18 protein-coding genes are annotated in these 22,081 nt (G+C 57.4%); 12 read left to right on the top strand and 6 right to left on the bottom strand.

Going from position 1 to position 22,081, the window contains the following annotated elements:
- Positions 1-76: 76 nt before the first annotated feature.
- From QRN50_RS05425 to bamJ, 5 genes are all read left to right on the top strand, one after another.
- Positions 77-2,512, top strand: a complete 2,436-nt coding sequence (locus QRN50_RS05425; RefSeq protein WP_011268923.1) for a Lon protease family protein — start codon at positions 77-79, stop codon at positions 2,510-2,512.
- 168 nt (positions 2,513-2,680) lie between these two features.
- Entirely contained in the window at positions 2,681-3,010 is a 330-nt protein-coding gene (locus tag QRN50_RS05430) for a PA4575 family protein (protein WP_032607618.1), read from the top strand.
- A 127-nt stretch (positions 3,011-3,137) separates the two neighbouring features.
- Positions 3,138-3,626 (top strand): TIGR00645 family protein, encoded by a 489-nt coding sequence (locus QRN50_RS05435; RefSeq protein ID WP_003313787.1) that lies wholly within the window; start codon positions 3,138-3,140, stop codon positions 3,624-3,626.
- A 108-nt stretch (positions 3,627-3,734) separates the two neighbouring features.
- Positions 3,735-4,043, top strand: a complete 309-nt coding sequence (locus tag QRN50_RS05440; protein ID WP_003400001.1) for a DUF6482 family protein — start codon at positions 3,735-3,737, stop codon at positions 4,041-4,043.
- Positions 4,044-4,197: 154 nt separating this feature from the next.
- Positions 4,198-4,815, top strand: a complete 618-nt coding sequence (gene bamJ / locus QRN50_RS05445; RefSeq protein ID WP_003419060.1) for a BamJ family beta-barrel-assembly machinery protein — start codon at positions 4,198-4,200, stop codon at positions 4,813-4,815.
- 79 nt (positions 4,816-4,894) lie between these two features.
- On the opposite strand, the gene QRN50_RS05450 is transcribed toward bamJ, so the two are convergent.
- Positions 4,895-5,137 carry a PA4570 family protein gene (locus tag QRN50_RS05450; protein WP_002555214.1) on the bottom strand — a complete coding sequence of 81 codons (243 nt, stop codon included), beginning with the start codon at positions 5,135-5,137 and terminating at the stop codon, positions 4,895-4,897.
- 633 nt (positions 5,138-5,770) lie between these two features.
- Positions 5,771-7,354: a peptide chain release factor 3 gene (locus tag QRN50_RS05455; protein ID WP_003396266.1), complete on the bottom strand. Its 1,584-nt coding sequence runs from the start codon at positions 7,352-7,354 to the stop codon at positions 5,771-5,773.
- Between the two features lie 344 nt (positions 7,355-7,698).
- On the opposite strand from QRN50_RS05455, the gene QRN50_RS05460 reads away from it, so the two are divergent.
- From QRN50_RS05460 to QRN50_RS05480, 5 genes are all read left to right on the top strand, one after another.
- The gene (locus tag QRN50_RS05460) at positions 7,699-8,412 is read left to right on the top strand and encodes an ABC transporter permease (RefSeq protein WP_003400006.1); all 714 of its coding nucleotides are present in this window, start codon (positions 7,699-7,701) and stop codon (positions 8,410-8,412) included.
- Between the two features lie 14 nt (positions 8,413-8,426).
- Complete coding sequence (locus tag QRN50_RS05465; RefSeq protein WP_011268920.1) at positions 8,427-9,320, top strand: glycine betaine ABC transporter substrate-binding protein; 894 nt, start codon at positions 8,427-8,429, stop codon at positions 9,318-9,320.
- A gap of 13 nt (positions 9,321-9,333) precedes the next feature.
- On the top strand, positions 9,334-9,987 hold the full coding sequence (locus QRN50_RS05470; RefSeq protein ID WP_003400010.1) for an ABC transporter permease: 654 nt from the start codon (positions 9,334-9,336) through the stop codon (positions 9,985-9,987).
- On the top strand, positions 9,984-11,150 hold the full coding sequence (locus QRN50_RS05475) for an osmoprotectant ABC transporter ATP-binding protein OsmV (protein ID WP_011268919.1): 1,167 nt from the start codon (positions 9,984-9,986) through the stop codon (positions 11,148-11,150). Before QRN50_RS05470 ends, QRN50_RS05475 begins: the two co-directional genes overlap by 4 nt.
- Before the next feature lie 200 nt (positions 11,151-11,350).
- Positions 11,351-11,575, top strand: a complete 225-nt coding sequence (locus tag QRN50_RS05480) for an EF-hand domain-containing protein (RefSeq protein ID WP_054092375.1) — start codon at positions 11,351-11,353, stop codon at positions 11,573-11,575.
- Between the two features lie 265 nt (positions 11,576-11,840).
- Here QRN50_RS05480 and QRN50_RS05485 read toward each other — a convergent pair whose 3' ends face one another.
- Complete coding sequence (locus QRN50_RS05485) at positions 11,841-14,333, bottom strand: M60 family metallopeptidase (RefSeq protein WP_285427511.1); 2,493 nt, start codon at positions 14,331-14,333, stop codon at positions 11,841-11,843.
- Between the two features lie 432 nt (positions 14,334-14,765).
- Between QRN50_RS05485 and QRN50_RS05490 the strand changes: the two genes are divergently transcribed.
- A complete protein-coding gene (locus QRN50_RS05490) occupies positions 14,766-15,929 on the top strand; it encodes a type III PLP-dependent enzyme (RefSeq protein WP_003368674.1) in 1,164 nt (387 codons plus the stop codon).
- Positions 15,930-15,990: 61 nt separating this feature from the next.
- On the opposite strand, the gene QRN50_RS05495 is transcribed toward QRN50_RS05490, so the two are convergent.
- From QRN50_RS05495 to QRN50_RS05505, 3 genes are all read right to left on the bottom strand, one after another.
- Positions 15,991-16,800: a hypothetical protein gene (locus QRN50_RS05495; RefSeq protein WP_003400020.1), complete on the bottom strand. Its 810-nt coding sequence runs from the start codon at positions 16,798-16,800 to the stop codon at positions 15,991-15,993.
- A gap of 113 nt (positions 16,801-16,913) precedes the next feature.
- A complete protein-coding gene (locus QRN50_RS05500) occupies positions 16,914-17,906 on the bottom strand; it encodes an alpha-xenorhabdolysin family binary toxin subunit B (RefSeq protein ID WP_024642527.1) in 993 nt (330 codons plus the stop codon).
- Positions 17,907-17,913: 7 nt separating this feature from the next.
- Positions 17,914-19,158 carry an alpha-xenorhabdolysin family binary toxin subunit A gene (locus QRN50_RS05505; protein ID WP_003400026.1) on the bottom strand — a complete coding sequence of 415 codons (1,245 nt, stop codon included), beginning with the start codon at positions 19,156-19,158 and terminating at the stop codon, positions 17,914-17,916.
- Positions 19,159-19,499: 341 nt separating this feature from the next.
- Between QRN50_RS05505 and QRN50_RS05510 the strand changes: the two genes are divergently transcribed.
- On the top strand, positions 19,500-22,022 hold the full coding sequence (locus QRN50_RS05510; protein WP_285427512.1) for a PepSY domain-containing protein: 2,523 nt from the start codon (positions 19,500-19,502) through the stop codon (positions 22,020-22,022).
- Positions 22,023-22,081 lie beyond the last annotated feature (59 nt).

Here is a 22,081-nt window from a genome sequence, read left to right on the forward strand (position 1 = left end):
TCTTTCCTGCCTTGCAAGTCGTGTACAGCGAGCGCCAGAATGCCGACATCTGCCCCGCCTGATGTAAGGATTACTGATGCCCGATTCTGTCGCAGCCAACCTACGCCTGGCGCCCAACGCGCTGACCCGTCCGTTTTCCGCTGAGCAGTTCAGCTTTGCGACCACCCACGAGCTCGAACCCTTTCGCGGTGTCCTTGGCCAGGAGAGAGCCGTAGAGGCCCTGCAGTTCGGCGTTGCCATGCCGCGCCCCGGTTACAACGTGTTTGTCATGGGCGAGCCCGGCACCGGGCGCTTTTCGTTCGTCAAACGCTACCTCAAGGCCGAAGGCAAGCGGATGCAGACGCCGTCGGACTGGGTCTACGTCAACAACTTCGACGAGCCCCGCGAACCCAAGGCGCTGGAGCTGCCACCAGGTACTGCTCATGAGTTCACCGCCGACATCGGCGGTCTGATCGACAACCTGCTGGTGACCTTCCCGGCGGTTTTCGAGCACCCCTCGTATCAGCAGAAGAAAAGCTCGATCGACCGTGCGTTCAATCAGCGCTACGACCGTGCTCTTGATGTCATCGAGCGCCTGTCGCTGGAGAAAGACATCGCGCTGTATCGCGACAGCTCCAACATCGCGTTCACGCCGATGGCCGACGGCAAGGCGCTGGACGAGGCCGAGTTTTCGCAGCTGCCCGAAGCGGATCGCGAGCGTTTTCACGAAGATATCTCCGCGCTCGAGGAGCGTCTCAACGAAGAGCTGGCCAGCCTGCCGCAGTGGAAGCGCGAGTCCAACAATCAGCTGCGTCAGTTGAATGAAGAAACCATCACCCTGACCCTGCAACCCTTGCTGGCACCGCTCTCGGAAAAATACGCCGAGAACGCTGCGGTCTGCGCCTACCTGCAGGCCATGCAGGTGTACCTGCTCAAGACGCTGGTCGAGCAGTTGGTCGATGATGCCAAGACCGATGCCCAGGCGCGCAAGCTGCTGGAAGAGCAGTACAGCCCGAGTCTGGTGGTCGGGAATACCCGTGATGGCGGTGCGCCGGTGGTTTTCGAACAACACCCGACCTATGACAACCTATTCGGGCGCATCGAATACAGCACCGATCAGGGCGCGCTGTACACCACCTACCGGCAACTGCGCCCTGGCGCGCTGCATCGCGCCAACGGCGGTTTCCTGATCCTGGAAGCCGAGAAGATGCTCGGCGAGCCGTTCGTCTGGGATGCGCTCAAGCGTACCCTGCAATCGCGCAAGCTGAAGATGGAGTCGCCGCTGGGCGAGCTCGGCCGTGTTGCCACCGTGAGCCTGACGCCGCAAGTGATTCCGTGGAACGTAAAAATCATCATCATCGGTTCGCGTTCGCTGTACTACACCCTGCAAGACCTCGATCCTGACTTCCAGGAGATGTTCCGGGTGCTGGTCGACTTCGATGAAGAGATTCCGATGGTCGATGAAACGCTCGAGCAGTTCGCTCAGTTGCTCAAGACCCGGACCTCGGAGGAGGGCATGGCACCTCTGACCGCTGACGCAGTGGCACGGCTGGCGACTTACAGCGCCCGCTTGGCCGAGCATCAGGGGCGTTTGTCGGCGCGTATCGGTGACCTGTTCCAGCTGGTCAGCGAGGCCGATTTCATCCGCCAGCTGGCCAACGACGACAAGACCGACGCCGGGCATATCGAGCGTGCGCTCAAGGCCAAGGCCACCCGTACCGGGCGCGTTTCGGCGCGGATTCTCGATGACATGATGGCTGGCGTGATCCTGATCGACACTGACGGCGCGGCAGTCGGCAAGTGCAACGGCCTGACGGTTCTGGAGGTTGGTGACTCGGCCTTCGGCGTGCCCGCGCGGATTTCCGCCACGGTTTACCCGGGCGGCAGCGGGATCGTCGACATCGAGCGCGAGGTCAACCTTGGCCAGCCGATCCACTCCAAAGGCGTGATGATCCTTACCGGCTACCTCGGCAGCCGTTATGCCCAGGAATTCCCGCTGGCGATTTCCGCGAGTATCGCCCTTGAGCAGTCCTACGGTTACGTAGATGGCGACAGTGCGTCGCTGGGCGAGGTCTGCACGCTGATCTCGGCGCTGTCACGCACGCCACTCAAGCAGTGCTTCGCGATTACCGGCTCGATCAACCAGTTTGGCGAAGTTCAGGCGGTGGGCGGGGTCAATGAAAAGATCGAGGGCTTCTTCCGCCTCTGCGAAGCACGTGGGCTGACCGGTGAGCAGGGGGCGATCATTCCGCACGCCAACGTCACCACGCTGATGCTGGATGAGCGTGTGGTACAGGCTGTTCGTGCCGGGCAATTCCACATCTACGCAGTACGTCAGGCCGATGAGGCGCTGAGCCTGCTGGTGGGCGAACCTGCCGGTGCGCCCGACGAGCATGGCGAATTCCCTGAGGGCAGCGTCAATGCGCGTGTCGTGGAGCGTCTGCGCGATATCGCAGAGATGCTCAGCGACGAAGACCTCAAGGAAGAGCTGGAAAAGGAGCCTGCGCAGTTGCAGCCTGAACTCAAGGTCTGACTGCGCAGGAACCGGGCGGTGCCAAACCGTCCGGTGCTCCGTTCATCAGAGATGGTTTCTCGCCGGGTGGTTTTCTTCTAGTCTTGAGGTGATCGCAGTGGCCAAAGAGATTGGCGTGCATTCTGCTTCATGGGACGGATGAATACTGTTGCTGAACAGGAGCGCATCATGCCGCGTAGCCTTTGCCTTACCCGAGAATGTATGGGGCTGATGACCCGCATCGAGTGTGTCATCCGGCCTCTTCCTCATGACAACGGACAGTGGATGGTGTTCTTCGCCGCCGGTATGGCCGAAGAACAGCCTTCCGCAATCAAGTCCCAGGGGCCTTTCAAAGGCCTGCCCGCAGCGCAAACGGTGCTCACCAGCGTTATTGAAAGCCTGTCGTTGCATGGTTATCAATGCGCCGATGACGTGCCTATCTGGACGCTGCACATTCAGGCTGAATTGCGCCGTATCGATAGCGACAGGACTGTCTGTCAGAGTTCGTCGCTGTTCTAGCCTTTAACCCTTAACCCGTTTCCTCAAGTGCGCTAACTGCCGCTGTGCGATATTTTGTCGCACGCTCAGAGCGGCGCATTACCGCTGATATACTCGCCCGCTCCTTTAAAACACCTTGCGAGTATCAATGGAACGTTTTTTTGAAAATGCCATGTACGCATCGCGCTGGCTGCTGGCGCCGATCTATTTCGGCCTCTCCCTTGGTCTGTTGGCGTTGTGTCTGAAGTTTTTCCAGGAAATCTTTCACGTCATTCCCAACATCTTCTCGCTGGCCGAAGCTGACCTGATTCTGGTGTTGTTGTCGCTGATCGACATGGCGCTGGTCGGTGGCTTGCTGGTGATGGTGATGATCTCCGGCTACGAGAACTTCGTGTCGCAGTTGGACATCGACGAGGACAAGGAAAAGCTCAACTGGCTGGGCACTATGGATTCGTCTTCGCTGAAGATGAAAGTTGCAGCATCGATTGTCGCGATTTCTTCCATCCACCTGTTGCGGGTGTTCATGGACGCCACCAACATCAAGCCCGAATACCTGATGTGGTACGTGATTATCCACATGACGTTCGTGATATCGGCGTTTGCGATGGGCTATCTGGACAAGGTCACCAAGCACTGAAGCGACACGAAATGACAGGGGCGGGCGTTATCGTTTCTGGCATGTCGGCGCTGTGTGTTGTAAAACGTCCGTTCCGATGCATCAGGCATTTGCGCAGGAGGTTCGATCATGAATTATCAGGAATTTACCGACCACGCCCAGGCCGGGCGGGTCGATGAGCTGAACCTGATCTCCATCGAAGGCGGCATCTATCTGCTGGATGTGCGCATGAATGGCACTTCGGTGATGCTCAAGGACCCGGCGGGTAAAACGCTGCACCTTCGCTCGGTAGAGCATGCCCGGGAGTTGCTCAAGGACATACCGGTGGTGCCTTTTTACCTGGTCCATTGCGTGGTCCATGATGAGCTGTGCGGCATGCCGGTCAATGACCGTTCCGAAATGCGCCTGCCGATCTCGTTTCATTCTTCATGGTCCTGATCGTCAGAAGTTAGCCACCGCTGCTGTAGGACGTTTCCGGTCTGTTGTGCTAGGCTGCTCGGCCTTTTGTCCGGGGTGTATCAGCGAGTGTCGAAGTGATGGCCATCAGGCCTCAACCGCTCACTGACTGTATGCCCCCATGCGGAGCAGTGTCATGTCCGAAGTCAATCTGTCCACCGACGAAACCCGCGTCAGCTACGGCATTGGCCGTCAGTTGGGCGATCAGTTGCGCGACAACCCGCCACCGGGCGTCGATCTGGAAGCCATCGTGGCAGGCCTGCGCGATGCGTTTGGCGGTCAGCCAAGCCGTGTCGGTCAGGAAGAAATGTCCGCCAGCTTCAAGGTCATCCGCGAAATCATGCAGGCTGAAGCAGCCGCCAAGGCTGAGCAGGCTGCGGGCGCCGGCAAGGCCTACCTGGCTGAAAACGCCAAGCGCGAAGGCGTGACCACGCTGGCTTCGGGTCTGCAATTCGAAGTCGTGACCGCTGGTACTGGCGCCAAGCCAACCCGTGAAGACCAGGTACGCGTTCACTACCACGGCACGTTGATCGACGGTAACGTCTTCGACAGCTCCTACGATCGTGGCGAGCCGGCCGAATTTCCGGTCAGCGGCGTGATTGCCGGCTGGACCGAGGCGCTGCAACTGATGAACGCCGGCAGCAAATGGCGTCTGCACGTGCCGAGCGAACTGGCTTACGGCGCTCAGGGCGTAGGCAGCATCGCACCGCACAGCGTGCTGGTGTTTGACGTGGAACTGCTGGACGTTCTGTAAGCGACGCGGTCGATGCAGATGGTCGCTGAGCGAATCGCGCCGATTCGTTCAGCGACGCAGTTGTGCTGATGCTTCATGCTCAGTGCAACTCACCCATGGGGCGCAACGCCCGCGCGTAGCAGAACAGAAACAGGTTTCTCACCAGCTCCTTGAGCACCAATGGCTCGCTGGAACTCAAGCTGCACACATCCAGATCGCCCTGATCGCGTAACTCCTCCAGCGCTTCCTCTTCCAGTACGGCACACACTTCCCCTGTCTCGCGATGGAGAATTCTCAGGTAAGGGTGGGGTCTGTCCAGCCATGCATCGATCAAATAGGTCATGTCTCATCTCCTGTGCAAGTCAGATGAGAATAATTCTTATCGGGATAATAGCAAGGCTCTATTGAGATTAATTCTCATTTTGCGCTGAATGGTTGATCCAGATCAGCGAATGCCAGCCAGAAGAGGATACGGAGCGTACTTTCGGACACGCCCACCGTTCCTTACGGTCCAGCGTGGGAATGCCGTGGGTGACGCTCCGCGTCACAGATCTGCGCCGCGCCGCAAGTTCTGGGCAGGACGCAGAGCGTCCAGAACTGCATGCCGACGCGGAGCGTCGGCACGATAGGTGTTCTCTCAGACACCCATCGTTCCTCACGCTCCAGCGTGGGAATGCCGTTTGTGACGCTCTGCGTCACAGATCTGCGCCGCGCCGCAAGTTCGGGGCAGGACGCAGAGCGTCCAGAACTGCATGCCGACGCGGAGCGTCGGCACGATAGGTGTTCTCTCGGACGCTTATCATTCCTCACGCTCGACGCGGAGCGTCGGCACGATAGATGTTCTCTCGGACGCTTATCATTCCTCACGCTCGACGCGGAGCATCGGCACGATAGTTACAGACCTATCGTTCCTCACGCTCCCGCGTGGGAATGCCGTTCGTGACGCTCCGCGTCACCCAGCGACGCCATCGGCCGGTCAGTGGTGCTCGCGGGTGGCGCGGAATTTCACGTCGGGCCAGCGTTCTTCCATCAGCGCCAGGTTCACGCGGGTAGGGGCGAGGTAGGTCAGGTGACCACCGCCGTCCACTGCCAGGTTTTCCACCGCCTTGTTCTCAAACTCTTCGAGCTTCTTCTTGTCGTCGCAGTCGATCCAGCGCGCTGACCACACAGTGATAGGCTCGTAGGCGCATTCGACCTTGTATTCTTCCTTGAGGCGGCTGGCGACCACATCGAACTGCAGCACACCGACGGCGCCGAGGATGATGTCGTTGCTACGCTGCGGGAAGAACACCTGTGTGGCGCCTTCTTCGGCCAGCTGTTGCAGACCCTGACGCAGTTGCTTGGATTTGAGCGGGTCCTTCAGGCGGACGCGACGAAACAGCTCCGGGGCGAAGTGCGGAATACCGGTGAAGCCCAGCGCTTCGCCTTCGGTAAAGGTATCGCCGATCTGGATGGTGCCGTGGTTGTGCAAGCCGATGATGTCGCCGGCGTAGGCTTCTTCCAGCTGCTCGCGCTCCGACGAGAAGAACGTCAGCGCGTCGCCGATCCGTACGTCCTTGCCCAGGCGCACATGGCGCATTTTCATGCCCTTGTCGTAACGGCCCGAGCAGATACGCATGAAGGCGATGCGGTCGCGGTGCTTGGGGTCCATGTTCGCCTGGATCTTGAACACGAAACCGCTGAATTTCTCCTCCGCCGGCTCGACGGTGCGTTCGTTGGCCACACGTGCCAACGGCTTGGGCGCCCAGTTCACCACGGCATCGAGTACATGATCGACACCAAAGTTGCCCAGCGCGGTACCGAAGAACACCGGGGTCAGCTGACCGTCGATAAATTCCTGCTGGTTGAATTCGTGGCAGGCGCCCTGTACCAGCTCCAGTTGCTCGACGAAGCGCTCGTATTCATCGCCCAGGTGGGCGCGGGCTTCGTCAGAATCGAGCTTCTCGATGATTTTGGTTTCGGTACGCTCGTGGCCGTGGCCTGCGGTGTAGACAATGATGTAGTCGTCGGCCAGGTGATAGACACCCTTGAAGTCCCGGTAGCAACCGATCGGCCAGGTGATCGGCGCCGCCTTGATCTTGAGGACCGCTTCGATTTCATCGAGCAGCTCGATCGGGTCGCGGATATCGCGGTCGAGCTTGTTGATGAAGCTGACGATAGGCGTGTCGCGCAGACGGCAGACATCCATCAGCGCGATGGTGCGTGGCTCGACGCCTTTACCGCCGTCGAGGACCATCAAGGCCGAGTCGACCGCCGTCAGGGTGCGGTAGGTGTCTTCGGAGAAGTCTTCGTGGCCCGGGGTGTCGAGCAGGTTGATCATGTGGTCGCGATACGGAAACTGCATCACGGACGTGGTAATGGAGATACCACGCTGTTTCTCCATTTCCATCCAGTCGGAGGTGGCGTGACGGTCGGATTTACGCGACTTGACCGTACCGGCGACGGAAATGGCCTTGCCCATCAGCAGGAGTTTTTCCGTGATGGTGGTTTTACCCGCATCCGGGTGGGAAATAATGGCGAAAGTGCGGCGTTTCGCGACTTCGGCGGCCTGTTGGGTCATGGGAAATCGCCTGGGATGGGATTGAAAAAGGGCGCAGATTATAGCTCAACTCGCGGCAATAACCGAACCGTTCAGACAATAAACGATGGCCAGATAATGTCTCGTGTGGGAACCTTTCAGGTCGTGGAGACGTCCACTCCCCCGTCAAGGCTCGCAACGAAGCCAACGCAAGGGGCTGATTCATCAGCATGTTGGTTTGACGAAGCTGCGCTTATGGCTTGTGTTTTCGCCGAGGTTAAACCCTTACCGGCGACCCACCCGCTGCTCTTCGCGAACGTTATTGCCGGCGTCCTTTCCGGACGTCCAGGTCAACGCGTTCGCCGACTGAAATAAGGAGTCCGCCTGTGGCAAATCGCTATGGCAAGGGGCTATTGGGAGGTGCGGTTACGATCGCACTCCTGGCCCTGCTGATCCACTGGATCGGCATCAGTACTATCAAGCAATACCAGGATGACCTGCTGTTCTACCTTCAGGCTCACCTGATTCTGGTTCTGGTTTCGATGTTGGCGGCCCTGGTGGTCGGCATCCCTGCAGGCATTGCCCTCAGCCGACCAAGCATGGTTGGCCGCGCCGAACGCTTCATGCAGATATTCAACATTGGCAACACCGTTCCTCCTCTCGCCGTTCTGGCCATTGCCCTCGGGATTCTCGGGATCGGCAGCGGGCCGGCGATCTTCGCGCTGTTCCTCGCCTCTCTGTTGCCTATCGTGCGTAACACCTACGAGGGCCTGAAAAACGTCCAGGGTTCACTCAAGGAAGCTGCCGTCGGTATCGGCATGACCCCGCGCCAGGTGCTGTGGCGTGTCGAGTTGCCCAATGCCGTACCGATCATTATCGGCGGTGTGCGTGTCGCGCTGGCGATCAATGTCGGGACCGCGCCGCTGGCGTTTCTCATCGGTGCCAACAGCCTTGGCAGCCTGATTTTCCCGGGCATTGCCTTGAACAACCAGCCGCAACTGGTGCTGGGTGCGGCGTGTACCGCTCTGCTGGCGCTGCTGCTCGATGGTCTGGTGACACTGGCCAGTCGTCTTTGGCTGGAACGCGGACTGGCTCGCTGAGCGAAGGAATCCTCATGAAAAGAATATGCTTGTTTTTAGGCTTTGCCTTGCTGTTTCCGGCATTGGCCCAGGCTGCGGAAAAGCCGCTGTTACGTGTCGGCGCACGGGTGTTCACCGAACAGACCATGCTTGCCGAACTGACTGCGCAATACCTGCGGACCAAGAACTACGACGTGCAGATTACCGGCGGTCTTGGCAGCAACCTGGCGCGCAGCGCTCAGGAAAGCGGTCAGCTGGATCTGCTGTGGGAATACACCGGTGTGTCGCTGGTGGCCTACAACCATATCGATGAAAAACTCGACAGCGCCCAGACCTATGCGCGGGTGAAAGAAGTGGATGCGAAGAAAGGCCTGGTCTGGCTTTCTCCGTCGAAGTTCAACAACACCTACGCGCTGGCACTGCCGCAAAAAGTGGCTGACAAGTACCCGCAGGTCAACACCATGACCGACCTGACCAAAGTGCTCAAGGACGAAGCCAAAGAGGGTCATGTCGTAGCGCTGGACACCGAGTTTGCCAACCGTTCCGACGGGCTGATCGGCATGGTCAAGCACTACGACATGAATCTCGGTCGTGAAAACACCCGGCAGATGGACGCCGGGCTGGTCTACACCGCGTTGCGCAACGGTCAGGTTTTTGCCGGTCTGGTGTACACCACCGACGGTCGTCTGAATGCTTTCAAACTGAAAGTGCTGGAAGACGACAAGCACTACTTCCCGGACTACACCGCGGCGCCGGTGATCCGTCAGGAATATCTGGATAAGCATCCGGACATCGCCACGCTGCTCAAGCCGCTGGCTGACCTGCTGGACAACCAGACCATGATCGACCTCAACGCTCGCGTCGACGTCGGCCATGAAAGCCCATCCGTTGTTGCCGCAGATTTTCTGCGCCAGCATCCATTGAACTAAGGAAGGAGACGATATGAGTTTCTTGAGCGCCTTCTCCCATCTGGACTGGGCACAGGTCCTGCAACTGACCTGGCAGCACATCACGCTGGTCGGCATCGCCGTGACCCTGGCGATTGTCGTCGGTGTGCCGCTGGGCGTGTTGATGACGCGTTTTCCAGCGCTGGCGGGCCCCTTGCAGGCCAGCGCCACGGTGCTGCTGACCGTGCCGTCGATTGCCCTGTTCGGCCTGCTGCTGCCGTTCTATTCCAAATTCGGCCAGGGCCTTGGCCCGATGCCGGCGATTACCGCGGTGTTCCTCTACTCGCTGCTGCCGATCATGCGTAACACCTATCTGGCGCTGACCGGGGTAGAACCGGGTATTCGCGAAGCCGCCAAAGGCATCGGCATGACCTTCGGCCAGCGTCTGCGCATGGTCGAACTGCCCATCGCCGTGCCTGTGATCCTCGCCGGTGTGCGCACTGCCGTGGTGATGAATATCGGTGTCATGACCATCGCCGCGACCATCGGCGCCGGTGGCCTGGGTGTACTCATTCTCGCTTCAATCAGCCGCAGCGATATGTCGATGCTGATCGTCGGCGCGGTCCTGGTCAGCATTCTGGCCATCATCGCCGACCTGCTCCTGCAATGGCTGCAACGCACGCTGACTCCAAAAGGATTACTGAAATGATCGAACTCCAGAACCTCTCCAAGACTTTCCAGAGCAACGGCAAAGAAGTGAAGGCTGTCGATTCGGTCAGCCTCACGGTCAACGAAGGCGAAATCTGCGTCTTCCTCGGCCCGTCGGGCTGCGGCAAGAGCACCACGCTGAAAATGATCAACCGCCTGATCATGCCGACCTCCGGCAAAGTGCTGATCAATGGCGAAGACACCACGGGCCTGGACGAAGTGACCCTGCGTCGCAACATCGGCTACGTGATTCAGCAGATCGGTCTGTTCCCGAACATGACCATCGAAGAAAACATCGTGGTCGTGCCCAAGCTGCTCGGCTGGGACAAGCAGCGTTGCCATGATCGTGCTCGTGAGCTGATGAGCATGATCAAGCTGGAGCCCAAGCAGTACCTGCATCGCTACCCGCGTGAACTGTCCGGTGGTCAGCAGCAGCGCATCGGCGTGATCCGTGCGCTGGCCGCCGACGCTCCCTTGCTGTTGATGGATGAACCGTTCGGCGCGGTCGACCCGATCAACCGCGAGATGATCCAGAACGAGTTCTTCGAGATGCAGCGCGCGCTGAACAAGACCGTGATCATGGTCAGCCACGACATTGACGAAGCCATCAAACTGGGTGACAAGATCGCGATTTTCCGTGGCGGCAAACTGCTGCAGATCGATCACCCGGACACCCTGCTCGCGCATCCGGCTGACGACTTCGTCAGCAGCTTCGTCGGTCAGGACAGCACCCTCAAGCGCCTGCTGCTGGTCAAGGCCGAAGACGCCGCCGACAACGCGCCGTCGGTCAGCCCGGAAACCCCGGTTGCCGACGCTCTGGAAGTGATGGACGAAAACGACCGTCGCTATATCGTTGTCACCGACAGCGAGAACAAGGCGATGGGCTATGTGCGTCGTCGTGACCTGCATCGCCAGCAGGGCACGTGCGCGCAGTTCCTGCGTGAATTCAACGCCACTGCCGCTTACGACGAGCACTTGCGCATCCTGCTGTCGCGCATGTACGAGTTCAACCGCGCCTGGCTGCCGGTGCTGGACGCCGAGAACGTGTTCCTGGGTGAAGTGACGCAAGAGTCCATTGCGGCGTATCTGAGCTCGGGCCGTTCGCGTGGCATGAAGACCAGTATCGTCTCGCCAGCGGAAGCGGCGGCAGACGCGCAGGCTTGATGTAAAAAAGCATAGCCCGGTGCTGCAAAGGCCTGGGCTAAGCTGATCAGATAGCGTTTGCCCTTTCACACCTCACAATGTAAGTCAACTCTCAGATCTGTCAGTAGCGTTGCGAGGGTCGCGAGTCTAACGTGGCTTCACGCAGCACCGTTTACTTTCGTGGCTTTACGTGCTGTTTTATTCAAGTGAGGGAGTGAGTGATGGCCACGCTTACGGATAAGCAGTTGGCGCGAGTGCGCGAAGACTTCTACCGCTACGATACGAATGGCGATAAAAAAGTAACCGTCGCAGAGTTTCGTTTAACGATGGAAAAGTATCTGACTCCGGAAGATTTTGACGTCTTGCTTGCCAAGATAAATTCGGATGGCAATGACGAAATAAGCTGGGAAGAGTTCCTGAAGGATTATGAGAACGACCTGGGTTAGTGTGGCAGCGTCATCGATGCAGAATGACGACGTTCGATAGGCTGTTTTACGTCTGGACGTTATACTTTAAGCCCTGCCCGAGTTGAGTCAGGGCTTTTTTCGTCGATCTTTTTTGTGGGTGATGAGGTCAGAGGGGACATGCGGTCTTTTCGAAGTCGGGCCGTTCGCGCGACATGAAGACCCGTATTGTTTCGCCTGCGGAGCAAGTGGCTTTCTGATTTGCCGTGTTGCCGCCAGTCGTTGTGACTGGCGGCAATAGAGGCAGCTACAGCCCGCCCAACTCGCAATGAGTGACGTTCGGGTCTTGAGGCCCGGTTTCACTACGTCCGTGTGGGGTACTGCTTTCGTACAGGGTGTAGGCCATACCGTCGTATTCGCACATGACCTGGCACAGGTCATCACTGTCAGATTTTCCGGAACTCGTCCACACGCCATTGTTCACGCTGGAATAATAGGCGTAACCCTGAGTAATCTCGGACACGTAAGCACCGTTTACATACAGCTTATAGTCAAGTTTCTTAAACGCCTCCCCCGCAAAATGAACCGACAGGCTGTTCGTTGTGCGCACCACACGGGCGATACTGGGCGCCAGCAGCAAGCGCTGCGCAGCACCCAGGAAGGCTCGGTAATCCGCCCGATTGGCCAAACTGATTATCGGATCGCCATTGACTGTCTGGTACAGTGCGTTAACGGTTTCCTGGTCGGCCAGAGGCGTTAACCGGGTCATCGTGTAGTCCGTGAAAAGCGCTCTTATCGGCAGTGCTATTCTGCCTTCCGCCAACGTGCCTGAAAAAAGCACATAGGGTGTGTTTGAGTGATCCATACTGACGGTGATGGAATATATGTCATGGGGGTCTACACCTGCATACTTGACCCAGGTGTTATCGAGTAAAACCGACTGGCTGGGGTTGCCCTTATCAAGCGTCGCGTAGACGAACGAAGTGCCTTGGAGCACATAGGTGTAGTTCTTGAAGCCTGCGGTGGCAAACGTGACACTGACAGTGCCTGCGCTAATCTGGACGCTGCCAATCATTTTCTGTAAATAAATGCGCTGTGCCCGACGCAGCAAGCGAGTATGGATTTCGTTCGTTTGAAGGCTGTTGACTTCAGAGAAATACGCATCCAAAGCGAACTGCGTAAGCCCCGGCCTGAGTTCGGCACAACGGTCATCGGTAAACAGATTTTTTATCGTGACCAAGAGCAAAGGGTAGGATTGAGTGCTGGCGGCCTCGTACTCCACTGAGCTGAGGTCGTTAGTGACGACGTTTACAACCCATTTCTCACCCGGCAAAATCTGAATGGGGGTGTCGATGTAGCAACGGTCGCCGTCAAAGACGACTCTGCAATTTATACAGACTGCATGATTGACCGTTGCCATAACCAGTCCGTTTCTGGTCATGTTGTAGCGGAATTTCCCGAACCATTTCTCATTGATAGAGAAGCGGGTGGTCTGGTTGAAATCCGCCCGTAGGTCCGACAGGATATGGGCCAGCTCAGGAAAGTACGTCCCAACAGGCGGTAATAGCGGATACGTCTTTTTATCATCAGTGTCCCAGATAGGCTCTTCAAGCGCTCGCAAGTCTGAGGTTTGCCGCAGCGTCTCTGGTGTTGGATACATTCCCCAGCGGTCAAAAAATTCTGACAGGTCTCGTCCGCTAATCAGTGAGGTTTCCACGATAAAACGTTGCGTTTTGTCGCTGTTCAGTGCCGGCGGGTTTTTCATGAGTCGGTAGCGTTGATGCAACTGAGGGTAGAACGAGTTACCAAACGTAAGGCGCAGTTGCCAGATCATTAACATTTTATGTCCGACATTCTGAATCTTGTCGTAGTCCCTTACCTTAAGGGCCCGATATGCTTTCATGACGGGGTAGCCGTCATCCGCCCCGGTCGCACGCCCTAACAGGAATTCCTGGGTCGCCATGCTGTACAGGTTGGTCGTTACTTCAGTCATTCCCGACCCCCTTCCCCATGTCATGGGGTCCATCTGCCGCTGATGGCCGCTTTCATGCCACGGTCCCCAACCAGTGGCAGGATTAGTTGAAAGCAGGCTGGCAAGCGGAGTCGCGCCGTTGAATCCCATATGACCATCCGAAGCAAACATATAAAGCCGGTCGGCCTCTATATACAGATGCTTGTTAGGATCAATGGACCATTCATTATCTCCGTATTCGATCACCCCGGAGATGCCGTCCTGAGCGCGAATAACGTCATCGTAGTAGGCCATCAGCTTTTCGGGGTCAGTGATGTAGAGCCGGGCGCTTTCGTAGCGGACGACGATAATGGCTCGCTCGCTGGTAAGCATCACGACCGGTGCACTGGTCAGTTGATCCAGCTCAGACTGCCACTGCGCATGGGTCGTCTCGTTCAAGATGAACGAAGGTACATGGCTGTAGGAGCCCTTTATCATCATAAGGACAGACTTGCCCGCTTCTTGATAGATAAAGCTCAACAGGCCGGACTCAGGCACATCGATGGCGTTAAAACCGAAATTCAGATCAATAACGATGGGTGTATTAAGTTCGGGAACGCCGATAACGGCCGAAATCTTTTCTGTCGATTCTTCATAGTAGCTGAGTTCCAGGCGCTCGCCTTTCGTGACATAGACGCTGGTCGGCTGATAGTCACTGTGCCCTCTGGGGCGCATCTGCCGAATCTTGTTCAGGTAGGCAGAAGTCCTCCCTGTGACGGTAAAACTTGTTTGACGTGGCGTGAGGCTGGAAGGCTCCGAGCCTGCGGTTTTATCGTGTCTATCGTCCATGATCGTTTCCAGATGAGGTGGCTTGGGGGTTATTGGGCGCGCGGACAGCCAATCCGTCCACTGTCAGAACTGACAGGCGGGGCAGCCCTTTGCTTCATCGTCGTTCCAGGCCCAAGGGAACATCTGCCTGTCATGCAGGTCGGTTAAACAGGTCCTTGGGAAGGCAACTCGAGAGCCCTGTGCAAAAACGCGACATTTTTTGTTGATATCCGGCCCCTCAGGTCCTAAAGTTCGCGCCGAACGTCCATGCTGGAAACGATCCATCCGGCTCAAGTACTGACGACGAGACAGCAAGGCCAGGAAGGCAGCCCTTCAGGGCCTTTTTGCTTTCGGCGACATGCCTTGGGAAGTAGGCGAACCAAAGTGGGGATACGGAGGGCGTTCATTTGTACCCATTGACCAATACCGTTTGCCAATAGGAGTTCCAGCAGCATGCCGATCAATGTCGAAGACTACTACTCAGCCGAAACCTTCAAGAAAATGAAGGCGTTCGCTGACAAGCAAGAAACCCCGTTCGTGGTCATTGATACTGACATCATCAGCAAGGCATATGACGACCTGCGTGCGGGCTTCGAATTCGCCAAGGTTTACTACGCGGTCAAGGCCAACCCTGCCGTTGAAGTCATCAATCTGCTCAAGGAAAAGGGTTCGAGCTTCGACATCGCCTCGATCTACGAGCTGGACAAGGTCCTGAGCTGCGGCGTTGGTCCGGAGCGCATGAGCTACGGCAACACCATCAAGAAATCCAAGGACATTCGTTACTTCTACGAGAAGGGCGTGCGTCTGTTCGCCACCGACTCCGAAGCCGACCTGCGCAACATTGCCAAGGCTGCACCGGGCGCGAAAGTCTATGTGCGCATCCTGACCGAAGGGTCGACCACCGCCGACTGGCCTCTGTCGCGCAAATTCGGCTGCCAGACCGACATGGCCATGGACCTGCTGATTCTTGCCCGCGATCTGGGTCTGGTGCCTTACGGCATCTCGTTCCACGTCGGCTCGCAGCAGCGCGACATCAGCGTCTGGGATGCTGCCATCGCCAAGGTCAAAGTGATCTTCGAGCGTCTGAAAGAAGAAGACGGCATCGTTCTCAAGCTGATCAACATGGGTGGCGGCTTCCCGGCCAACTACATCACCCGCACCAACAGCCTGGAAACCTACGCTGAAGAGATCATTCGCTTCCTGAAGGAAGACTTCGGTGATGACCTGCCGGAAATCATTCTCGAGCCAGGCCGTTCGTTGATCTCCAACGCCGGTATTCTGGTCAGCGAAGTGGTACTGGTTGCCCGCAAGTCGCGTACCGCGGTCGAGCGTTGGGTATACACCGATGTGGGCAAGTTCTCCGGCCTGATCGAAACCATGGACGAAGCCATCAAGTTTCCGATCTGGACCGAAAAGAAAGGCGAAATGGAAGAAGTGGTCATCGCCGGTCCTACCTGCGACAGCGCCGACATCATGTACGAAAACTACAAGTACGGTCTGCCCCTCAACCTGGCCATCGGTGACCGCATGTACTGGTTGTCCACCGGTGCCTACACCACCAGTTACAGCGCAGTGGAATTCAATGGCTTCCCGCCGCTGAAGTCGTTCTACCTGTAAGCGCTGTCCTGATATAAAAACCCGCGAGTGATCGCGGGTTTTTTTTGCGTTTCATCCGGGGTCAGGCAGTCAGCTCCTGCCCAGTGTCGAACCCTTTGGAAAGACGCTGGATTTCCCGCACGTTGACCAGTAGCAGCCCTGATGCCAGGCGGTCACGCGAAGGTGTGTCGGCTTTACGTACGCCGATAATGCTGCCCACACAGGCCCAGAGCAGTTCCCACATTCGCGACAGGTAGGCACCCAGATTACTGGCGGCCGTGTAAGCGCGGGTGTACCACCCTGACGCTCGGTACGCATAACCTTGTGCACGAAACAGTCGTTCTTGCGCGTCGATCGCATCCGGTGCACCGAATGACAGCGGCAGGGCGTTTGCCAGATTTTCCCGGAGAGGGTTGCCCGGCTTCAGTCCGAACTTGCGGCTATAGCGAGAGATAGCGTCGTTCAGGAAGTCAATAAGTCGCGGCAGAATGGTGCAGATACCCTGGGTCAGTTTCTGTACGGTCTGTTCCTCGTTATCGAACTCGTTCTCGAACGCTATCAGCCGATCGCCTGCGGAGCCCCTCAGTTGCACGGCCAGCTTCTGGTGCTGCGTTGCATTTCCGGAAAACTGCGTGAGTTCTGCCGTCAGGGCGTCAAGTCGTCTGTGCATCGCCATCAACTTGGGCATAAGCGTTGACCAGACAGATAAGTCCTTGTAGGCCCTGTCAAGCACATTGCGTAGTTCGGGAATGGGGTCGGCGCTGCGTCCGGCCAGCGGCACCTGATCAAGATGGACCTTGAAAGAGCGGGTCAATTCCGGAAGCCTCTGCAAGACCTGCAGGTAAGTGGTGAGGTCCTTGAAGTCGCTTTGGTACAAGAGTTGTTCTGTCATGCTGGCCCCTCGAGAGTTGATGACTTTTTGGCTGCTGTCGAACGGCAGGTGTATAAACGCGGGTTGCAACGGGCGTACAGGCCATTCCCCTTGCAACCCGAGCTACGCTGCTATCAGCGAATGCGGCTCAAGTAGCCGATCAACTGTCGGCCCGACTCGATCAGGCGCATGCTGCGTTGGCTGTCATCGGATGTACCCGTGGTGTTGACGTCCAGAAAGCTGTCCAGCGCGTTTTTGATTTTCTGGTATTGCTCGACATAAGCGGCCCGTTGCTCGTCAAAAGCGTTGAAGCATTCAAGCAGTTCAATGCGCTGTGCGAACCCCATTTTGTCCTTGTCCAGGCTTGCCAATTGCTGGGACAGGGCATTGATGCGCTCGCGAAAACCATCACGGCGTTTGATCATCGCGATGAGGTTGATTCCCGCTGCACCCTTTTCCAGGGTCGCCTTCATTTGCTCGAGCGCCAGCATGATCACGGCGAGTTGCGGGGGCTGCATTCCCAGGCCGAGCACCTTCTCCGCAGTGATCAAGGTGTCCTTGGCAATACTCGCCAGCCCCTTGCTTTCCAGGGCGTCGATAGCGCTGCTCAGCACTTGACGCTCGTCTTTCAACTTCGCCAGGCGGGTGTGTGAAACATCGAGTTCGATGCCGACTTTTGCCATGTCACCTTCCAGACTCTGTACAAACTCAGCGGTCTGCTGTCGATCGATACCTTGCGTCAGTCCACTCACAGCATTGGCCAGTTGATCGGCCGTTGCAGTGACATTGTTCACAAGGCGCTGACACTGAGCGTCAATATCTTCCAGATCCTCGGCATCTATGGGAATAGCGGAGGGTTGAGCGTACTGCCTCAGCAGGGTGGTCTTCGACTCGATATCAATGATCAGCCGTTCAGCGTGTTCTCCGAGGCGCTGCTGTTCAGTGACGGCCAGGATGTTCAGGCGCGTGAGCTTTTCATAAAGGTTGGGCAGGTACTGGGTCTTGGCAAACAGCAGGTCTGCCTTTACCAGATTGTTACGCATGAGTTGCAGGCTGCGAGTCATGGCGGCGCGGTCAGGTGCTTGAGCCGAGAAGGCGGTGTCATTGAGCGTGAGCGTATTTTTCATTGTCGAGTTATCCATAAATCCGTTTATATTCTTCATCGGCTTCCTTGAACACATTAAGCAAGGCGTCCGAGTCATCTTCGATGGTCTTCCAGGGTTGAACGACTTGTCTGAAGTGATTCATAAATTGCCTTAAGGACAAGGCGTCGTTTATCTCGGACGCCGATCCCACAGACGCCTCAATGAACAGAAAAAGCTTGTTCCATACGGTAATCAGGTTTTTAGTGGCCACGTCGGCATCGACCACAATCGTCGCCAGGTTCTGCAAATTAAACTTTACCCTGCTCAATGAGCCCAGAATATTGTTCTTGTCTTGCAAGGTGTCTATGTCGGCGGCTTGTTGTGCGATTAATTCATTGCGTGCGTACCTGGCATTCTCAGCCTCGACGCCAAAGTAAATGCCCAGTGCCAGACCCGCAATGTTCAAGCTACTGACCGAATTCAACGATTGTTGTACCGTCGCCTTGTATTCCTTGTTCTTTTCATCGATGTCCTTTGCGCGCTGCTCGATATCCAGGGTCAGCTTCGCCACGTCGGCTGGCAGTGAGCTGTTGTCGATGGCAACCATCTTGCGTTGTATCTCGGGCCCGACATGCAGCGACAGGTCCAGGCCGAACTGATCCAGCTCCTTCTTGATGGTTTGGGCATCGGCCAGATTGGCGGTGATCAGGTCCAGTATATCGGTGAGGTGGTAGCCTATTTCCTTGGTGATCTCCTTATCGTTTTCATCCAGCGCGATGCCCGGGAAGTCCTTGCCCAGTTCAAGGGTCAAGCGTTTAACATCCTCCAGTGTCTTGATCTGATAATGGTCAACGATTTTCCCGGTCCGGATGTCGTCGTTGATCTCCTCCATGCTTTGGCCGTACACGAGCATCTTGCCTGCGAAGACTTTCAGTTTGCTGCCTATGCCCAGAAGGTCGGTGCGCAGAGGACTCCAGCGACGTGCATGCCGGTGGATAAGGTTGAAACTTTTCAGAAAGTCTTCAGGTTCAAGCCCGACACCGGCACCTTTTGAATAGCCGAGATAAACAATGACATCGTCCAGTTCAATGGGCAGAGCGAGGCCCGCCAATTCATATTTCTTGAGGTTGATAATCTGCTCTTTGGTCAGAATCAGACCAGGTGCACGGGTGACCTGCTTGTTAGTGGCAGACGACATCGTACCGAACAGTTCGGCCGTTTTTATCGCCTCATCCGCCTTGAGGTCACCGGATAAAGGTTCTGCCTTCACGACGTCATAAAACATTGGGTGCATGGATATGTCCTTATTTCCACTGGGAGAACAGAAATTGATCCCCTCCACGAGTTAATGTTCTCGTGCTGAAAAAGATTAGAGTTTCAGGGCGGAGGGCGTCAAAGCAGAAACATGGTTTAAAGATGTAAGACACCTGACTATTTGCAGTCAGCTGTCGTGGGCAACTGCCTTTTTAAATGGAGGTGGTATAGGGGTAGATTTAATGTTCTTTATAAGGATGTTTTTACTCGTCAGCGGCGCGACTGGACAGGGAAACCCGCGTTGCCTCGATTTAAAGATGAGAATGTGTCGCGGTTGGAGCATAATGCGCGCCGCAGCCCGCAGAGGGGGGAGCGTCGGCGTTGAAGAAAGTCCTGTTTCAACTGCACTGGTTCTTCGGGATCACGGCAGGTCTGGTGTTGACCCTCATGGGGCTGACCGGTGCGCTGTATTCGTTCGAGGACGAAATTCTCGATGCGCTGAATCCGAATGTGCTGTTGGTCGAGTCGCGCGGTACCACGCTGCCGCCCGTCGAACTGGTGCGCAGGCTGGAAGCTGCGACCGGCCTGACGGTCGCTATTCTGCGTGTCGAAACCACCGGCAATCGTGTCGCTCAGGTCTTCTTCACGCCCAAAGCGGGCGAGCGTCGAGGCCCCAAGCGCAATTTCGATCCCTACACCGGCGAGCTGAAAGGCAATGCGGTGGGGGAAGGGTTTTTCGACTTTGTCCTGAAGCTGCACCGTTATCTGGCCATGGGCGAGGCGGGCAAGCAGGTCACTGCGGCGTGTACGCTGATTCTGGTGTTTTTTTGCCTGTCCGGACTGTACCTGCGCTGGCCTCGCGCAGTGCGGAACTGGCGGGTCTGGCTGACGGTTGACTGGGCGAAGAAGGGGCGCAGTTTCAACTGGGATCTGCATTCGATCTTCGGCACCTGGTGCTTGTTGTTCTACCTGTTGTTCGCCATCACGGGGCTCACCTGGTCATATGACTGGGTGAGCAACGGCCTGAATAAACTGATCGGGGATCCGCCGCTCGAGGAGGGCATCGCTGCCCCAGCCAAGGCTGCCGGAAGATTGCCGCTGGTGGTCGATTACGTGGCGGTCTGGGACAGTATCCGGAAGACCGCAGGGCCGGACTTGCGGGCTTATAACCTGCGCCTGCCTGCTGCAGGCGGTCAGCCTGCCACCGTGTTTTACCTGCTCAAGGATTCTCCGCACCCGCGTGCGCTGAACACCATCACCCTTGATCCGGCCAATGGTCAGGTCAGCTCGGTCGTACGCTATGCCGAACGCAGTTTCGGTGCGCAATTACTGGCCAGCAATTACGCGCTGCACGTCGGCAGTTACTTCGGGCTCGTCGGTCGAATCATCATGACCGGCGCATCGTTGCTGATGCCGCTGTTCTTTATTACTGGCTGGTTGCTGTACCTGGATCGACGTCGCAAGAAGCGCGGTATCGAGCGTGCACGCGGCGATGTTCAGGGTGGTGATCACGACGATGAAGCGTCCTGGCTCGTCTGTTTCGCCAGTCAAAGCGGTTTCGCCGAGCAATTGGCCTGGCAGACCGCCGGCCAGTTGCAGGCTTCGGGATTGTCGGTACGCGTGAAGCGGCTGGGCGATCTGAGCGAAGAAGAACTATGCCGAAGCCGTAATGCCCTGTTCGTTGTCAGTACCTTTGGTGACGGGGAGGCGCCGGACAGTGCCCGACGTTTCGAGCGCAAGCTGCTGGGTAGTCCGCTTTCACTGAACCAGCTCGATTATGCCGTTCTGGCGCTGGGCGACCGGCAGTACCCGCATTTTTGCGGCTTTGCCCATCGTTTGCACGGCTGGTTGACCGAGCTGGGCGGACGCAGCCTGTTCCCGCCCGTTGAAGTCGACAGCGCCGATCCTGCAGCCCTGCAACACTGGCAGCAGCAATTGGGGCAGGTGACCGGTTGCGCGCCTGCAGCGCACTGGCAGGCACCGGTTTTCGAGAACTGGACGCTGACTCGGCGCGCGCTATTGAACGCTGGCAGCAGTGGTTCGAAGGTCTATCTGCTGGACTTGACGCCACCTACCTCGGCGCACTGGCAGGCGGGGGATCTGGTCGAGGTGATGCCGCGTCACACGCTGCGGGTCATCGAGCCGTTTCTCGCCGGGCTGGGTGTCGATCCGGATGCATTGGTCAGCGTGGATGGTTTGCAGGAGCCGCTCGCGCAGGCGCTGGCAAGCCGCCAGCTACCGCAGAACCGTGCGCATCTGGTGGGGCTGCATGCGCAGGCGTTGATCGATGCGCTGGTGCCGGTCTCCTTACGCGAATACTCGATTGCCTCGATTCCAGAGGACGGCTGTCTGCAGCTCATCGTGCGCCAGGAAGTGCATGCCGACGGCAGCCTGGGGCTGGGCTCGGGATGGCTTACCGAACACTGTGCCCTGGGCGGTGCCGTCAGCCTGCGTTTACGCCGCAACAGCAGCTTTCATCTGCCTGCCGAGCCGCTGCCATTGATCCTGCTGGGCAATGGCACGGGGCTGGCCGGTTTGCGTAGCCTGCTCAAGACGCGTATCGCTCAAGGGCGAGTGCGCAACTGGTTGTTGTTCGGCGAACGTAACCGCGCGCATGACTTCCATTGCGGTGCTGAACTGCAGAGCTGGTTGCAGGCTGGCCATCTGACGCGTCTGGACCTGGCTTTTTCCCGGGATCAGGCAGAAAAGATCTACGTGCAGGATCGCTTGCGCGAGGCGGCCGATGAACTGCGTCTATGGCTCGACAACGGTGCAGCGATTTACATCTGTGGAAGCTTGCTGGGTATGGCGGCGGGCGTGGATCAGGTGCTGAACGAGGTGCTGGGCGAGCAGGCAGTCAGGGAACTGATCGAGGAAGGGCGTTATCGGCGGGACGTGTATTGACTAGCGAAGATCGGACGCAGAGCGTCCAGAACTGCGTGCCCACGCTGGAGCGTGGGCAC

Source organism: Pseudomonas sp. MEJ108, from assembly GCF_030208985.1.
GTDB classification, from domain to species: domain Bacteria; phylum Pseudomonadota; class Gammaproteobacteria; order Pseudomonadales; family Pseudomonadaceae; genus Aquipseudomonas; species Aquipseudomonas fragariae.

Excerpts from the sequence above, each read along its gene's own strand:
- QRN50_RS05485 (WP_285427511.1), bottom strand. The coding sequence starts at position 14,333 with ATGGACGATAGACACGATAAAACCGCAGGCTCGGAGCCTTCCAGCCTC.
- QRN50_RS05490 (WP_003368674.1), top strand. The coding sequence starts at position 14,766 with ATGCCGATCAATGTCGAAGACTACTACTCAGCCGAAACCTTCAAGAAA.
- bamJ (WP_003419060.1), top strand. The coding sequence starts at position 4,198 with ATGTCCGAAGTCAATCTGTCCACCGACGAAACCCGCGTCAGCTACGGC.
- QRN50_RS05440 (WP_003400001.1), top strand. The coding sequence starts at position 3,735 with ATGAATTATCAGGAATTTACCGACCACGCCCAGGCCGGGCGGGTCGAT.
- QRN50_RS05425 (WP_011268923.1), top strand. The coding sequence starts at position 77 with ATGCCCGATTCTGTCGCAGCCAACCTACGCCTGGCGCCCAACGCGCTG.
- QRN50_RS05480 (WP_054092375.1), top strand. The coding sequence starts at position 11,351 with ATGGCCACGCTTACGGATAAGCAGTTGGCGCGAGTGCGCGAAGACTTC.
- QRN50_RS05465 (WP_011268920.1), top strand. The coding sequence starts at position 8,427 with ATGAAAAGAATATGCTTGTTTTTAGGCTTTGCCTTGCTGTTTCCGGCA.
- QRN50_RS05500 (WP_024642527.1), bottom strand. The coding sequence starts at position 17,906 with ATGAAAAATACGCTCACGCTCAATGACACCGCCTTCTCGGCTCAAGCA.
- QRN50_RS05475 (WP_011268919.1), top strand. The coding sequence starts at position 9,984 with ATGATCGAACTCCAGAACCTCTCCAAGACTTTCCAGAGCAACGGCAAA.
- QRN50_RS05455 (WP_003396266.1), bottom strand. The coding sequence starts at position 7,354 with ATGACCCAACAGGCCGCCGAAGTCGCGAAACGCCGCACTTTCGCCATT.
- QRN50_RS05470 (WP_003400010.1), top strand. The coding sequence starts at position 9,334 with ATGAGTTTCTTGAGCGCCTTCTCCCATCTGGACTGGGCACAGGTCCTG.
- QRN50_RS05505 (WP_003400026.1), bottom strand. The coding sequence starts at position 19,158 with ATGCACCCAATGTTTTATGACGTCGTGAAGGCAGAACCTTTATCCGGT.
- QRN50_RS05450 (WP_002555214.1), bottom strand. The coding sequence starts at position 5,137 with ATGACCTATTTGATCGATGCATGGCTGGACAGACCCCACCCTTACCTG.
- QRN50_RS05495 (WP_003400020.1), bottom strand. The coding sequence starts at position 16,800 with ATGACAGAACAACTCTTGTACCAAAGCGACTTCAAGGACCTCACCACT.
- QRN50_RS05435 (WP_003313787.1), top strand. The coding sequence starts at position 3,138 with ATGGAACGTTTTTTTGAAAATGCCATGTACGCATCGCGCTGGCTGCTG.
- QRN50_RS05430 (WP_032607618.1), top strand. The coding sequence starts at position 2,681 with ATGCCGCGTAGCCTTTGCCTTACCCGAGAATGTATGGGGCTGATGACC.